We start from the raw sequence: 14,076 nt of genomic DNA, 5'->3' as shown, positions 1-14,076 counted from the left end.
TCAGCCGTCCATCTCAGCGACGGAGATAGGCCAGTCCGGCGTGCTCGGCCGTGTAGCCCTCGACCAGTCGGCGGGCCACCGTCACCGAGTCGACCAGCGGATGCAGCGCGAAGGCCCGCACCGCCGCCGCCCGCGAACCGCTCTCCGCCGCGGCCAGCACCTCCCGCTCCACCGCCTTCACCGCCGTCACCAGACCGACCGCGTGGGACGGCAGCGGCTCCACCGACACCGGATGGGCGCCGGCCGCGTCGACGAAGCACGGCACCTCGATCACCGCGTCCGCGTCCAGGACCGACAGCGTGTGCCGGTTGCGGACGTTGAGGATCAGCGTGGCCCGCTCGTTGCGCGCGACGGCCCGCATCAGCGCCAGCGCCACCTTCTCGTAGCCGCCCGACTCCAGGTCCTCGTCGGCCCGTTCACCGACGCCGGCGGCCTCCCGGTTGTGCGCCATGTAGGTCGCCTCGCGGTCGGCGAGCGTCCGCCGCCAGGCGGCCAGCGCGGGCGTGTCCGGCTTGCCCATCTCCTCGTAGAAGCCGGACTGCTGGTCGAGCAGGAAGGCGCCCCGCGTCTTCTCCGCCTCCCGATAGGCCCGGACCGCCTCGCGGTTGAAGTAGTAATAATGCAGATACTCGTTGGGGATCGCGCCGAGCGACCGCAGCCACTCCGTCCCGAAAAGCTTCCCTTCCTCGAAGGAGCCGAGCAGGGCGTCGTCCTCGAAGAGCCGCGGCAGTATGTCACGTCCGCCGACCCGCAGCCCCCGCAGCCAGCCCAGGTGGTTGAGGCCCACGTAGTCGATCCACGCCTCGTCCGGGCGCGCGCCGAGCACCCGCGCCACCCGCCGTCCGAGCCCCACCGGCGAGTCGCAGATGCCGATCACCCGGTCGCCGAGGATCCGCGACATCGCCTCCGTGACCATGCCGGCCGGGTTGGTGAAGTTGATGACCCAGGCGTCCGGGGCGAGTTCGGCGATCCGCCGGGCGATGTGCGTCACCACCGGCAGGGTCCGCAGCCCGTACGCGATGCCGCCCGCGCCCACCGTCTCCTGCCCCAGCACGCCCTCGGCCAGCGCGATCCGCTCGTCGGCGGCCCGGCCCGCGAGCCCGCCCACCCGGATGGCGGAGAAGACGAAGTCCGCGCCGCGCAGCGCCTCGTCCAGATCCGTCGTCGCGCTCACCACCGGCGCGTCCGGCACCCCCGCGCCCTGCTCGGCGAGCACCCGGGCGATCGCCGACAGCCGCCCGGCGTCCAGGTCGTACAGGGTGACATGAGTGACCCGTCCCTCGGCGTGGTCGCCGAGCAGGGCGCCGTACACGAGCGGCACCCGGAATCCGCCGCCTCCGAGAATCGTCAGTTTCATGCTCGTACGCTACTCGGATGCACGTACTGAGCAGCAGGATCCTGCTCCGCCCGACCGACCCCGAACGCTCCCGCCGCTTCTACGGCGAGACCCTCGGCCTCGCCGTCTACCGCGAGTTCGGCACCGGCCCCGACCGCGGCACCGTCTACTTCCTCGGCGGCGGCTTCCTCGAACTCTCCGGCCGCGCCGCCACCGCGCCGCCCGAACCCGAACTCCGGCTCTGGCTCCAGGTGGCCGACGTCCACGCGGCCCGCGAGGAACTGCGCGGCACGGACGTCCGGGTGCTGCGCGAACCGGTCACCGAACCGTGGGGCCTGATCGAGATGTGGCTCGCCGACCCGGACGGCGTACGGATCGCGGTCGTGGAGGTCCCGGCGGACCACCCGCTCCGCCACCGACCGTAGACGCGGCGCACGGACGCGGCGAAATTCGCTGGCCGCCACCGAACGGGCGTCCTACGGTGGCGATCATGCTGCCCCCGGTGGAGACGGACCAGGAGTGGGACGCGGTCGTCCCCGACGAGACCGTGATGCGCCCCGGCGCGGAGGACCTCTGCGCGCGCCTCGGCTTCGCCGGCGCGGCGCTGACACGGTTCCCCGACGGCTCGCAGCCGGTGTACGCGGTGGGGGACGGGCACGTGCTCAAGCTGTTCCCGGGAGCCGCCGCCCGCGACGGCGTCGCCGAGGGGCGGGTGCTCGCCCACGTCGAGGGGCGGCTTCCGGTGCGGACCCCGGAGGTGCGGGCCGCCGGGGCGTACGAGAACGGCTGGCGGTACGTCCTGATGTCCCGGCTCCCCGGCGAGAACCTCGCCCAGGTCTGGGACCGCGTCCCGCGCGCGCACCGCGAACGGCTCGTCACCGAGATCGGCGAGACGCTGGCCGCCCTGCACGCCCTGGACCCGGAACCGCTGGCCGACGTCCTCGGCCCGGGCGACTGGGGAGCCTTCGTCGACCGGCAGCGGGCCGGCGCGGTGGCCCGGCAGCGGGCGTGCGGACTGGGGCCCGCGTGGCTGGAGCAGATCCCCGGCTTCCTCGCCTCCGTCCCCCTGCCGCGCGCCCCTCGCCCGTGCCTCCTGCACACCGAGGTCATGCAACAGCACTTCCTCGTCGCCCCCGACGGCTGGCGGCTCACCGGCTTCTTCGACTTCGAGCCGGCCATGATCGGTGACGCCGCCTACGACTTCGTGGGCGTCGGCCTGTTCGTCACCCGCGGCGACCCGGCCCTGCTGGCCCGCCTCACCCACGCGTACGGCCGGACGGTCGAGCCGTCCACGGCGCTCGCGTACACCCTGCTCCACGTCTACAGCAACCTCCCCTGGTACCTCCGCGAACGGGGCGTGACGGAGGAGGGGAAGCTGAGCGCGCTCGCCGAGTCCTGGTTCGGGACGGTGTGACCACCGGGACCCCCGGTGCACCGTTCAAGATCGTCGAGAGCAGAATGTCCGCATGGCGACAACCAATCTGCCCACGACGGCAGTGCTCGAGGACGCCCCGGCGATCAGCCACACGCTGGCCCGGGCCTTCGACGACGACCCGATGATGCGCTGGTTCTTCCCCGAGGACGCCTCGCGCGAGGCGACCCTGGGCCGCTACTTCTCCACCCTCTTCACCCGCCAGTACCTCCACAACGGCGTGTGCGAGCGCACCGACGCCGCCGCGGCCTTCTGGGTGCCGGCCGACGCGCAGGAGAAGGCCGTTCCCGACGCGGAGACCATCCAGGAGCTCATCGGCATCCTCGGTGACCGCGCCGGCCTGTTCAAGGAGGCCGTCGAGACCGCCGCCGCGCACGCCCCGAGCGCCCCGCACTGGTCCCTCGCCCTCATCGGAGCCGACCCGGTCGCCCAGGGCACGGGACAGGGCGCCGCCCTGCTGCGCTCGGGCCTCGCGAAGGCCGACGCGGCCGGCCAGGCCACCTACCTGGAGTCCTCCAAGGCCGCCAACCTCCCCGTCTACGAGCACTTCGGCTTCACCGTGCGCGAGGAGTTCGCACTGCCGGGCGGCGGCCCGGTCCTGTGGGGGATGTGGCGCGACCCGCGCTGACGCGGAACCTCGGCGGGGCGGGCGGCCGGCGGCACGGGACAATGGAGCCATGTCCCGACGCAAGGCTCGCCCCGCCCGTTCCGCCCGCACCGCCGCTCCCGCGCCCGCTCCCGTGGTGAGCGCCGACTCGCCGTGCCCCTGCGGGCTCCCCGCCTCGTACGGCGCCTGCTGCGGACGCTTCCACGCGGGACCCGCCACCGCGCCCACCGCCGAACTGCTCATGCGCTCGCGCTACAGCGCCTTCGTCGTCCGCGACGAGGCGTACCTGCTGCGCACCTGGGCGCCGGAGACGCGGCCCGGCGCGATCGACTTCGACCCCGGGATGCGGTGGGCGGGCCTGGAGATCGAGGAGACCGGTGACGGCACCGCCTTCCACCAGCACGGCACGGTGACCTTCCGGGCCCGCTTCACCCAGGCCGGGGTGCCGGGAGAACTGCACGAGCGGAGCCGGTTCGCGCGGCACGAGGGGGCGTGGGTGTACGTGGACGGGGAGTTCCTGGACTGAGTGAGGGTGTCGCCCTCACCGCACCCCCGCGCCCACCGTCTCCCGGTCGCCCCGCGGCAGTCCCTGCGCCAGGTCCTCCGCGATCAGCTTCTTCGCGATCGCGTCGGTCGCCGCCCGCAGTTCCGGGCCGCTCGGCCGGCCGCTCTCGCGTTCGACGCGCTCGCTGAGCCAGTCGCCCCAGGCCCTGGTGATGACCTCGGCCTCCCGCTTGCCGGCCGGTGTGTGCGACAGAAGGGTGCCGTCCCGGGTGAGGAAGCCCTCGTCGACCATGCGGTCGAAGACCGGCAGCAGCACCTCGGGCGGGACCCGGCGGCCCGCCGCGATCAGGCCGAGGCTGGCGTGGCCCACCAGTCGGGTGAAGAGCTCCACCTGCATGACGGCCCACGCACCGGCGGGGTCCAGCCGCGTGTCGGACGCGTTGACGATCCGTCGGGCCGTGTGGACGTCGGTCCCGCGGATGATCCGGCCGACCGCGAGTTCGAGCAGCTTGGCCGAGTCACCGCTGGTGGTGGGGGAGGCGAAGCCCTCGCCCATGTCGGGCGCGGACGCCCGGACCGTGTCCCGGAGCGTCACCTGCTTGAGGAAGAGCGCCACGACGAGGCCGACGGCCGCGACCGGCACGGTCCAGAGGAAGACGGTGTGCAGGGTGTCGGCGTACGCGTCCACGATCGGCGCCGCCACCCGCTCGGGCAGCCCGTGCACACCGGCCGGACTCTGCGCGGCCCCGGCCACGGCCCCCGGGTCGAGACCGAGGGGTGCGCCGACGGCCGTGGCCCCGGCGACGCCCTCCGTCAGGTTGGGCGTGAGGGCGTTGGCGTAGATGGTGCCGAAGACGGCGGTGCCGAAGGCGCTGCCGAGCGTACGGAAGAAGGTGACGCCCGAGGTGGCGGTGCCCAGGTCCGCGTAGTCGACGGTGTTCTGGACGGCGATGGTGAGGACCTGCATGCACAGGCCGATGCCGGCGCCGAGCACGAACATGTACAGGGACTCCAGCCAGGTTCCGGTCGCGGGCCCCATCAGGGACAGCAGGTAGAGGCCGACGCCCATCACCAGGCAGCCGGCGATGGGGAAGATCCGGTACCGGCCCGTCTTGCTGACGACGTTGCCGCTGAAGACGGAGGCGATGAGCAGGCCGACGACCATGGGGAGGGTGCGGATGCCGGAGGTCGTGGCCGAGTCCCCGTCGACGTATTGCAGATAGGTCGGCAGGAAGATCATCGCGCCCAGCATCGCGAAGCCGACGACGAAGCTGAGCACCGAGCAGACCGTGAAGACCGGGTCGCGGAACAGCCGTATGGGCAGCATCGGTTCGGCCGCCCGGGTCTCCACGAGGCAGAAGAGCGCGAGCGCGATCAGGCCCCCCGCGAAGAGCCCGATGATGACGCCGGAGCCCCACGCGTACTCGTTCCCGCCCCAGCTTGTCGCGAGGATGAGGGCGCTGGAGCCCGCCGCGACCAGCGCGATGCCCGCGTAGTCGATGACCGGGCGGCTCGCGGAGCGTACGGACGGGATGGAACGGGCGGCGGCGATGACGACCAGGATCGCCAGGGGCACGTTCACGTAGAACGCCCACCGCCAGCTCAGGTGGTCGGTGAACAGGCCGCCGAGCAGCGGGCCGACGACGGTGGAGACGCCGAACACGGCCCCGATCGCGCCCTGGTACTTGCCGCGTTCGCGCAGCGGGATCACATCGGCGATCAGCGCCATCGAGGTGACCATGAGCCCGCCGGCTCCGATGCCCTGGAGACCACGCCAGACGATCAGCAGCGTCATGTTGGTGGCGAAGCCGCACAGGAACGAGCCGGTGATGAAGACGACCGCCGAGATCTGGAAGATCACCTTGCGGCCGAACAGGTCGCCGAACTTGCCGACGAGGACGGTCGCGACCGTCTCGGCGAGCAGATACGCGGTGACCACCCAGGACATGTGCGCGGCGCCGCCGAGGTCCGAGACGATCGTCGGCAGCGCGGTGCCCACGATCGTCTGGTCGAGCGCGGCCAGGAGGACACCGAGCATGATCGTCCCGAAGACGATGGTGCGGCGGCGGCTGTCGAGCACCGGGGGCGCGGCGGCGGAGGGCGCGGGCGCTGCTTCGCTGGTGGTGGTCACGCTGGCAGCCTCACACCGGCGGCCGGGTCCCGCATGCGGAGTACGCCCGAACCGGTGCGGGGCGGGGGCCGCGCCCCGAACGGCGCAACGCCGGAGGGTCAGAAGCCCGGCCGCACCGGCAGCTTCGGGTGGTGCTTCGCGAGGATCTTGTTGGCCCGGGCGAGCGCGGCGAGCGCGTGCTCGCGGTCGGCCCGGTCCTCCGCGCACAGCGGCCCGCGGAAGCGGTACACCTCGCGCGCCGCGCAGTCGGCGTCGACCTCGGCCTGGAGCACGTGCAGCGGCAGGCAGGAGCCGATGAGCGCGGCGACACGGTCGGGGATCGGCACGGGGACGAGGGGCGAGGGCGAGGCGATCACGATCGGTCCTTGTGGGTCTGTGTCCGGGGCTGGGTCGGTCGGGGCGGCGAGAGGGCTTCTCTCCTCTCTGCCTCTCCATACGTACCGGATGGCGGTGCCGGTTCGACGACGGCTCCGTCACCGCCGGGCAACAGCGGCGTGCGGCCTTCGGCGAGGCGTGCGGACGGCCGCGCGGACGCGCCGCGCGTTCCCGCAGGTGCGGGGTGGTGCGCGAGTCCGATCGCTCGTCAGTTCCCCGCACGACACGCCGAGAAGAGCCGATCGTCGCGCAAACCCGATGTGGGGCATCTCACGCCGCCGCCGGCGCGGAACGATCTCCGTACGGCCGGGGCGGGGTTACGAGAGGATCGCGCCGAGGTCGTACGAGACGGGCTCCTCCAGTTGCGCGTACCCGCAGGACTCGGGGGTGCGGTCCGGGCGCCAGCGCTTGAACTGGGCCGTGTGCCGGAAGCGGTCGCCCTCCATGTGGTCGTACCCCACCTCGCAGACCCGCTCGGGCCGCAGCGCCACCCAGGACAGGTCCTTCTTGCCCGTCCAGCGGCTCTGCGCGCCCGGGAGGCGGGAGGACTCGTGCGCGGCCTCGTCGGCCCAGGCCGCCCACGGGTGGCCGTCGGGCGGGTCCATGCGCAGCGGCTCCAGTTCCTCGACCAGTTCGGCGCGCCGCTTGGCGGTGAAGGCCGCGCAGACGCCGACGTGCTGGAGGGTGCCCCGGTCGTCGTAGAGGCCGAGGAGCAGCGAGCCGACCACCGGCCCGCTCTTGTGGAAGCGGTATCCGGCCACGACCACGTCGGCCGTGCGCTCGTGCTTGATCTTGTACATCAGCCGGGCGTCCGGCCGGTAGGGCAGGTCGAGCGGCTTGGCGATCACCCCGTCGAGCCCGGCGCCCTCGTACTGCTCGAACCAGTGCGCGGCGACCGTGACGTCTGTGGTGGCGGGGGCGAGGTGGACCGGGGGCTCGACCCCGGTCAGCGCGGTCTCCAGGACGGACCGCCGCTCGGCGAGCGGGGTGTCGAGGAAGGACTCGTCGCCGAGGGCGAGCAGGTCGAAGGCGATGAACCGGGCCGGCGTCGTCTCCGCGAGCATCCGGACCCGGGAGGCGGCCGGGTGGATCCGTTCGGTGAGCCGGTCGAAGTCGAGCCGGCCCTCGTGCGCGATGACGATCTCCCCGTCGACGACACAGCGCTCGGGCAGCCGGTCGGGGAGGGCCTCGGCGAGCTCGGGGAAGTAGCGGGTCAGCGGCTTGCCCGTACGGCTGCCGATGAAGAGCTCCGGGCCGTCCCGGTGGACGAGGGCGCGGAAGCCGTCCCACTTGGCCTCGTACTGCATGCCCGGCGGGATCGTCTTGACGGTCTTCGCCAGCATCGGTTTCACGGGCGGCATCACCGGCAGGTCCATGGGGAGATTGTCCGGTATGCGGGAGTTGTCGGCGAGCTCTAGGCTGACCCGCATGGCAGGCAAGGCGGCAGCGGTGGAGCTCGAGGTCGGCGACCGGACCGTACGGGTGTCCAACCCGGAGAAGGTCTACTTTCCCGAGACGGGTTACACCAAGCTGGACATGGTGACCTACTACCTGGCCGTCGGTGAGGGCGTCACCCGCGCCCTGCGGAACCGGCCGACCACCCTGGAGCGCTATCCCGACGGCGTGACGGGGGAGTCCTTCTTCCAGAAGCGGGCCCCGAAGTATCTGCCCGACTGGATCCCGACCGCCCACATCACCTTCCCCAGCGGCCGGTCGGCCGACGAGATGTGCCCCACCGAACCGGCGGCCGTGTTGTGGGCCGCGAATCTGGGGGCCGTCACCTTCCACCCCTGGCCCGTACGCCGGGACGACACCGATCATCCCGACGAGCTGCGCCTCGACCTCGACCCCCAGCCCGGCACCGACTACGCCGACGCCGTCCGCGCCGCCCACGAACTGCGCGCGGTCCTGGACGAGCACGGGCTGCGCGGCTGGCCCAAGACCTCGGGCGGCCGTGGTCTGCACGTCTTCGTGCCGATCCTGCCGAACTGGACGTTCACCCAGGTCAGGCGGGCCGCCATCGCCTGCGGCCGGGAGCTGGAGCGGCGGATGCCGGAGCGGGTCACCATCAAGTGGTGGAAGGAGGAGCGCGGCGAGCGGATCTTCCTCGACTACAACCAGACCGCCCGCGACCGCACCATCGCCTCCGCCTACTCCGTGCGGCCGCACCCGCACGCCCCCGTCTCCGCGCCGCTGCGCTGGGACGAGGTCGACGACGCCGTGCCGCGCGACTTCGACATCCGCACCATGCCGGCCCGCTACGCCGAACTCGGCGACGTGCACGCGGACATGGACGACGAGCGGTTCAGCCTGGAGTCCCTGCTCGAACTGGCCCGCAAGGACGAGGCGGAGCACGGTCTCGGCGACCTGCCCTATCCGCCGGAGTATCCGAAGATGCCGGGCGAGCCCAAGCGGGTCCAGCCGAGCCGGGCGAAGAAGGAGGGCTAGGAGCGCCGCGGTCGCGAGCCGCGGCCGTGCCGTTCGGCCAAAAACAACACGAACGGTCGTGCTAGCATTTTCTCGTATCGAGGACGATCGAGGAGATCCGGCATGTTTCCCAAGGCTCTGCTGGTCCGCACCGCGCTCAACGCCGCCGCCCGCGTCGCTCCCGCCCTCGCGGGGCGCGCGGTCTTCCACCTCTTCGTCCGCCCCGCCGGACGGGCCCGCCTCCAGCCGGCCGAGCAGCGCCTGATGGCCGCCGCCCGGGTCGACCGGATCCGGGTACGCGGCAAGGAGGCCGTCCTCTACGCCTGGGGCGACGGGCGGCGGCCGGTGCTCCTGGTCCACGGCTGGTCCTCACGGGCCTCGCGCCTCGCCGCCTTCGCCGAGGAACTGCTCGACCGCGGCTACAGCCCCGTCGCCTTCGACGCGCCCGGCCACGGCGACGCGCCCGGTCGCGCCACCAACATCGTCGAATACCGCGCGATCATCCGTGAGCTGCACGCCCGGCACGGCGACTTCGAGGCCGTCCTCGCGCACTCGTTCGGGGTGGTCGCCGCCCTCTTCGCGCTGCGCGACGGCGTGCGCACCGGCCGCTTCGTCGGCATCTCCGGCGTCGGCTCCTTCAGCCTGCTCACCGACTGGTTCCAGGGCGCCTTCGGTCTCACCGAGCACGCGCTCGGCGCGATGCGCCGCCACGTCGAGCGCCGGATCGTTCCGGGCGAGCCGGAGATCTGGCGCCGGCTGGACGCGGACTGGCGGCCCGACGACCTCGGCGCGCCCGTCCTGCTGTTCCACGACGAGGCGGACGAGATGGTCCCCCTCGCCCATGCCCGCTTCCTCGCCCGGGCGCACGGCGAGCGTGCCCGACTGGTCGTCACGCGAGGGCTCGGCCACCGGCGCATCCTGAAGGACCCGCAGGTGGTCGCGGAAGCCCTCGCGTTCATCACCGCGGAGCGCGGCGCGATCGCGGGCCCCGCGGGGCAGGCCAGGGGCGCGAGCGCGGGCCAGGCGGGGCAGGCCGGGGGCGCGAGCGCGGGCCAGGCGGGGCAGGCCGGGGGCGCGAGTGTGGAGCCCGCCGAGGTGGCGGGCGGGCCGGGCGTCGTCGCCCGCTGATCTACCGCCCGGCGGCCGGGGCGTCGATCTCCTCGCGCCCCCGGTCCGTCGTCTCCGCCCGCAGCAGCCGCGCGATCCCGCGCTCGGCCCGGGCGTACGGGGAGGGGTCCCCGAGAAGGACGGACTGGGCGTTGGCCGACTCCATGAGGGCGATGATCTCGAAGGCGAGCTGCGGGGCGTCGACGTCCTCGACGAAGCCTCCGGCCAGCCGGGCCTCCTCGATCGTCCGCTCCACGTAGGCGACCCAGTCGCGGCGGGCCTGCGCGACGGCGTCGTGGACCGGGCCCGTGCGGGCGTCGAACTCCGCCGACACCGCGTAGAAGAAGCAGCCGCCCTCGAAGATCCGCTGCGACGAGTACGCGAGCCAGTTCCGGCACAGCGCCCACACCCGGCCCGGGCCGGGCGGCAGGTCGGCCAGCGGGGTGACGACCTGGCCGACGAAGACGGCGGTGGCGGCCCGTACGGTGGCGAGCTGGAGCTCCTCCTTGGAGCCGAACAGGGCGAAGACGCCGCTCTTGCTCAGCTTGAGCTCGGTGGCGATCCGCCCCAGCGACAGCCCTTCGAGGCCCTCCACGGAGGCGATGTGCATCGTGCGGCCCAGGACGAGTCGCCGGGTCTGGTTGCCGCGCTCGACGCGCCCGTCCGTTCTGGTGCTGCCGCTCATGCCGCCATCGTACTGTCCGCACGACCGTGCGGACAGTCACCGTGCGGGCGGCCGCCGTGCGGGGGCCGCCGGGGTGCGCGCCGGCCGGAACAGGCGAGTCGGTCCCCGGCGCGCCGCGTTGAGCAGACGTTGATGCCGCGTTTAGGCCACCTGGTCAGTCTGGTTCCATGCAGACCGACACGATGCCCTCCGCCCCGCAGACCCTCATGGCTCCCGGCCTGGCCTCCGACCTGGCTCCCGACCTCTCCTGGCAGCAGGACGCGCTGTGCGCGCAGGCCGGACCGGAGTTCTTCTTCCCGGCGCCCGGCTCCTCGACCCGCGAGGCGAAGCTGCTCTGCGGGGCGTGCGAGGGACGCGTCGCGTGCCTGGAGTACGCGCTGAAGCACGACGAGCGCTTCGGGGTGTGGGGCGGGCTCTCGGAGAAGGAGCGGATCAAGCTGAAGCGGCGCCGCGGCTGAACGCGCCCGCCGCACGGGCCGCCGTATCCCGCCGCACGGGGTACCGCACGTGCCTCGCGGGCCCAGCGCGTCCGTCAGCCGGCCGCCCGGGCCGCCATCCGCGCCTTGCGCGCCGCGAGCCGCTCGTCGAACTTGCTCGCCTCGCCGTCCAGCCCGTCCAGATACAGACCCAGCTCCTCCTGGGCCTTCAGGCCCTCGGGGCCGAGGCCGTCGATCTGCAGCACCTTCAGGAAACGCAGCACCGGCTGGATCACGTCGTCGTGGTGGATGCGCAGGTTGTAGATCTCGCCGATCGCCATCTGGGCCGCCGCGCGCTCGAAACCGGGCATGCCGTGACCGGGCATACGGAAGTTGACGACCACGTCCCGCACGGCCTGCATCGTGAGGTCGGGGGCGAGCTCGAAGGCCGCGCCCAGCAGGTTGCGGTAGAAGACCATGTGCAGGTTCTCGTCCAGCGCGATGCGGGCGAGCATGCGGTCGCAGACCGGGTCGCCGGACTGGTGGCCGGTGTTGCGGTGCGAGATGCGGGTGGCGAGCTCCTGGAAGGCCACGTACGCGATCGAGTGCAGCATCGAGTGCCGGTTGTCGGACTCGAAGCCCTCGCTCATGTGGGCCATGCGGAAGCGCTCGAGCTCGTCCGGGTCGACCGCCCGCGAGGCCAGCAGGTAGTCGCGCATCACGATCCCGTGCCGGCCCTCCTCCGCCGTCCAGCGGTGCACCCAGGTGCCCCAGGCGCCGTCGCGGCCGAAGAGCGTGGCGATCTCGTGGTGGTAGCTCGGGAGGTTGTCCTCGGTGAGCAGGTTGACCACGAGCGCGATCCGGCCGACGTCGGTGACCTTGGACTGCGAGCGGTCCCATGCCTCGCCGTCCTCGAAGAAACCGGGGAAGTTCCGGCCGTCCGACCACGGCACGTACTCGTGCGGCATCCAGTCCTTGGTGACCTTCAGATGCCGGTTGAGCTCCTTCTCGACCACTTCCTCCAAGGCGTACAGCAGCCGTGCGTCGGTCCACTGCGCCGAACTGCCGAGATGGGAAGGGGTGAGCGTCACAGAAACTCCAGGGGGACGGGGGAGGGCATACGGAACTACCTACGGATTCGTAGGTTACGAGACCGTAGGTTAAGGCGTCGTAAGGGGACGGCCAAGCCCGTCTCGGCGATGTCCGGTTACGTTCCGTTATGCCCCCAGCTCCCGTGCGGTGCGGAGAGATCCAGGTCACGCGGATGGGGCACCCCGTTCACCCCTCCCCGCGTGACCCGGCGGCTACACACGGCAGACGCACACCCCTCCGGGCGTCACTCCACCGGCACCGCCCCCGCTCCCGGCGCCCCCGCGCCGAGACCCGCCCGCACGGCCTCGGCGGTCGTCGGCCGCAGCTCACCGTCGAGCAGCAGCCAGCGGGTGATCCCCAGCGACTCCAGGAACGGCACGTCGTGGCTCGCCACGACGAGCGCGCCCTCGTACGCGTCGAGCGCGGCCGTCAGGCTCCGTACCGACGCCGCGTCCAGGTTGTTGGTCGGCTCGTCGAGCATCAGCAACCGCGGCGCCGGTTCGGCCAGGAGGAGCGCCGCCAGCGTCGCGCGGAACCTCTCGCCGCCCGACAGCGTCCCCGCCGGCCGGTCCGCCCGAGCGCCCCGGAACAGGAAGCGGGCCAGCCGTGCCCGGATCTCGTTGGGCGTCGCCGCCGGAGCGAACCGGGCCACGTTCTGCACCACGGTCAGCCCGTCGTCCAGGACGTCGAGCCGCTGCGGCAGGAAGCGCAGCGGGACCCGCACCGCCACCTCGCCCGCGACCGGGGCGAGCTCACCCGCGATCGTCCGCAGCAGCGTCGTCTTCCCGGCGCCGTTCCGGCCGAGCAGCGCGACCCGCTCCGGCCCCCGCAGCTCGAACTCCCCGGCCACCCGGGCCCCGTACGGCAGCTCCAGGTCGCGCAGCAGCAGCACGCCCCGGCCCGGGTGGACGACGGTGCGCGGCAGCTCGATGCGGATCTCGTCGTCGTCCCGCACCATCTCCACCGCCGCGTCGAGACGCGAGCGCGCCTCCGCGAGCCGCTCGGTGTGCAGCGCGCGATGCTTGGCCGAGGACACCTGGGCGGCGGCCTTGCGGTTGTTGGCGACGATCTTCGGCACGACCTTGTTCTCGTAGCTCTTCTGCCCGTAGCGCTTGCGACGGGCCAACTTGGTCTCGGCGTCCGCCAGTTCGCGCCGCTGCCGCTGGACGTCGGCCTCGGCGACCCGCACCATCCGCTCGGCCGCCTCCTGCTCGACCGCCAGCGCCTCCTGATAGTCCGACCAGGTGCCGCCGTACCAGGCGACCTCGCCGTCCCGCAGATCGGCGATCTGGTCCACCCGCTCCAGGAGTTCCCGGTCGTGGCTGACCACGACCAGCACCCCCGACCAGGCGTCCACCGCCTCGTAGAGCCGGTGCCGGGCGTACAGGTCGAGATTGTTCGTCGGCTCGTCGAGCAGCAGCACGTCGGGCCGGGCCAGCAGCAGCGCCGCGAGCCGCAGCAGCACCGACTCGCCGCCCGAGACCTCGCCGATCGTGCGGTCGAGCCCGATGTGCCCCAGCCCGAGCTGGTCGAGCACCGCCCGGGCCCGCTCCTCCACGTCCCAGTCGTCACCGACGGCCGTGAAGTGCTCCTCCGCCGTGTCGCCCGCCTCGATGGCGTGCAGCGCGGCCCGGGTCCGGTCGATGCCGAGCACCCGGTCGACGCGCAGATCGGTGCGCAGCACGAGGTTCTGCGGCAGATAGCCGACCTCGCCGGCGACCCTGACCGTGCCTTCGGTCGGGGTCAGCTCACCGGCGATCAGCTTGAGCAGGGTGGACTTCCCCGCCCCGTTGAGACCGACGAGACCGGTCCGGCCGGGGCCGACGGCCAGCCGGAAGTCGTCGAGGACTCCGGTCCCGTCGGGCCAGGAGAAGGACAGGGACGTGCAGGTGATGAAGGTGGGGCGCGTAGACATGAGGGCCTCCCGAGTGCGCGACGTGGGCGTGGGCATCGCGTGTGAGACA

14 protein-coding genes are annotated in these 14,076 nt (G+C 72.7%); 7 read left to right on the top strand and 7 right to left on the bottom strand.

The genetic code is table 11. The annotated features are described in order from the left end of the window. Positions 1 to 13: 13 nt before the first annotated feature. Positions 14 to 1,357 carry a 6-phospho-beta-glucosidase gene (locus ABZ135_RS06795; protein WP_356692534.1) on the bottom strand — a complete coding sequence of 448 codons (1,344 nt, stop codon included), beginning with the start codon at positions 1,355 to 1,357 and terminating at the stop codon, positions 14 to 16. A gap of 17 nt (positions 1,358 to 1,374) precedes the next feature. Here ABZ135_RS06795 and ABZ135_RS06790 point away from each other — a divergent pair, with 17 nt between their 5' ends. The 4 genes from ABZ135_RS06790 to ABZ135_RS06775 all read left to right on the top strand — a co-directional run bounded on the left by ABZ135_RS06790 (position 1,375) and on the right by ABZ135_RS06775 (position 3,901). Next, the gene (locus tag ABZ135_RS06790) at positions 1,375 to 1,761 is read left to right on the top strand and encodes a VOC family protein (protein WP_356692532.1); all 387 of its coding nucleotides are present in this window, start codon (positions 1,375 to 1,377) and stop codon (positions 1,759 to 1,761) included. Between the two features lie 65 nt (positions 1,762 to 1,826). After that, positions 1,827 to 2,750 (top strand): aminoglycoside phosphotransferase family protein, encoded by a 924-nt coding sequence (locus ABZ135_RS06785; RefSeq protein ID WP_356692530.1) that lies wholly within the window; start codon positions 1,827 to 1,829, stop codon positions 2,748 to 2,750. A 52-nt stretch (positions 2,751 to 2,802) separates the two neighbouring features. Continuing rightward, positions 2,803 to 3,396: a GNAT family N-acetyltransferase gene (locus tag ABZ135_RS06780; RefSeq protein WP_356692528.1), complete on the top strand. Its 594-nt coding sequence runs from the start codon at positions 2,803 to 2,805 to the stop codon at positions 3,394 to 3,396. Positions 3,397 to 3,445: 49 nt separating this feature from the next. Next, the gene (locus ABZ135_RS06775; RefSeq protein ID WP_356692526.1) at positions 3,446 to 3,901 is read left to right on the top strand and encodes a YchJ family metal-binding protein; all 456 of its coding nucleotides are present in this window, start codon (positions 3,446 to 3,448) and stop codon (positions 3,899 to 3,901) included. 15 nt (positions 3,902 to 3,916) lie between these two features. On the opposite strand, the gene ABZ135_RS06770 is transcribed toward ABZ135_RS06775, so the two are convergent. The 3 genes from ABZ135_RS06770 to ABZ135_RS06760 all read right to left on the bottom strand — a co-directional run bounded on the left by ABZ135_RS06770 (position 3,917) and on the right by ABZ135_RS06760 (position 7,761). Beyond that, on the bottom strand, positions 3,917 to 6,217 hold the full coding sequence (locus ABZ135_RS06770) for an MDR family MFS transporter (RefSeq protein WP_356692524.1): 2,301 nt from the start codon (positions 6,215 to 6,217) through the stop codon (positions 3,917 to 3,919). Next, entirely contained in the window at positions 6,109 to 6,363 is a 255-nt protein-coding gene (locus ABZ135_RS06765) for a hypothetical protein (protein WP_356692712.1), read from the bottom strand. Before ABZ135_RS06765 ends, ABZ135_RS06770 begins: the two co-directional genes overlap by 109 nt. A 339-nt stretch (positions 6,364 to 6,702) precedes the next feature. Next, complete coding sequence (locus tag ABZ135_RS06760; RefSeq protein WP_356692522.1) at positions 6,703 to 7,761, bottom strand: ATP-dependent DNA ligase; 1,059 nt, start codon at positions 7,759 to 7,761, stop codon at positions 6,703 to 6,705. 52 nt (positions 7,762 to 7,813) lie between these two features. Between ABZ135_RS06760 and ligD the strand changes: the two genes are divergently transcribed. Together ligD and ABZ135_RS06750 are read left to right on the top strand one after the other, a co-directional pair. Further along, positions 7,814 to 8,833: a non-homologous end-joining DNA ligase gene (gene ligD / locus ABZ135_RS06755; RefSeq protein ID WP_356692520.1), complete on the top strand. Its 1,020-nt coding sequence runs from the start codon at positions 7,814 to 7,816 to the stop codon at positions 8,831 to 8,833. A 102-nt stretch (positions 8,834 to 8,935) separates the two neighbouring features. Further along, a complete protein-coding gene (locus ABZ135_RS06750) occupies positions 8,936 to 9,940 on the top strand; it encodes an alpha/beta hydrolase (protein ID WP_356692518.1) in 1,005 nt (334 codons plus the stop codon). Between the two features lies 1 nt (position 9,941). Here the strand turns inward: ABZ135_RS06750 and ABZ135_RS06745 are convergent, their stop codons facing one another. Continuing rightward, positions 9,942 to 10,604, bottom strand: coding sequence for a TetR/AcrR family transcriptional regulator (locus ABZ135_RS06745; RefSeq protein WP_356692516.1), 663 nt, complete (start codon positions 10,602 to 10,604; stop codon positions 9,942 to 9,944). A 206-nt stretch (positions 10,605 to 10,810) separates the two neighbouring features. Between ABZ135_RS06745 and ABZ135_RS06740 the strand changes: the two genes are divergently transcribed. Continuing rightward, positions 10,811 to 11,062, top strand: a complete 252-nt coding sequence (locus ABZ135_RS06740) for a WhiB family transcriptional regulator (RefSeq protein ID WP_356692710.1) — start codon at positions 10,811 to 10,813, stop codon at positions 11,060 to 11,062. Between the two features lie 74 nt (positions 11,063 to 11,136). On the opposite strand, the gene ABZ135_RS06735 is transcribed toward ABZ135_RS06740, so the two are convergent. Then, a complete protein-coding gene (locus tag ABZ135_RS06735; RefSeq protein WP_356692514.1) occupies positions 11,137 to 12,111 on the bottom strand; it encodes an acyl-ACP desaturase in 975 nt (324 codons plus the stop codon). A gap of 245 nt (positions 12,112 to 12,356) precedes the next feature. Continuing rightward, positions 12,357 to 14,027, bottom strand: coding sequence for an ABC-F family ATP-binding cassette domain-containing protein (locus ABZ135_RS06730; RefSeq protein ID WP_356692512.1), 1,671 nt, complete (start codon positions 14,025 to 14,027; stop codon positions 12,357 to 12,359). Between the last annotated feature and the right edge of the window lie 49 nt (positions 14,028 to 14,076).

The sequence above is a fragment of the Streptomyces sp. NPDC006339 genome, from assembly GCF_040612775.1.
Taxonomy (GTDB): domain Bacteria; phylum Actinomycetota; class Actinomycetes; order Streptomycetales; family Streptomycetaceae; genus Streptomyces.
The sequence above is the reverse complement of the archived record's forward strand: the minus strand, read 5'-3'. Positions and strand labels throughout refer to the sequence as shown.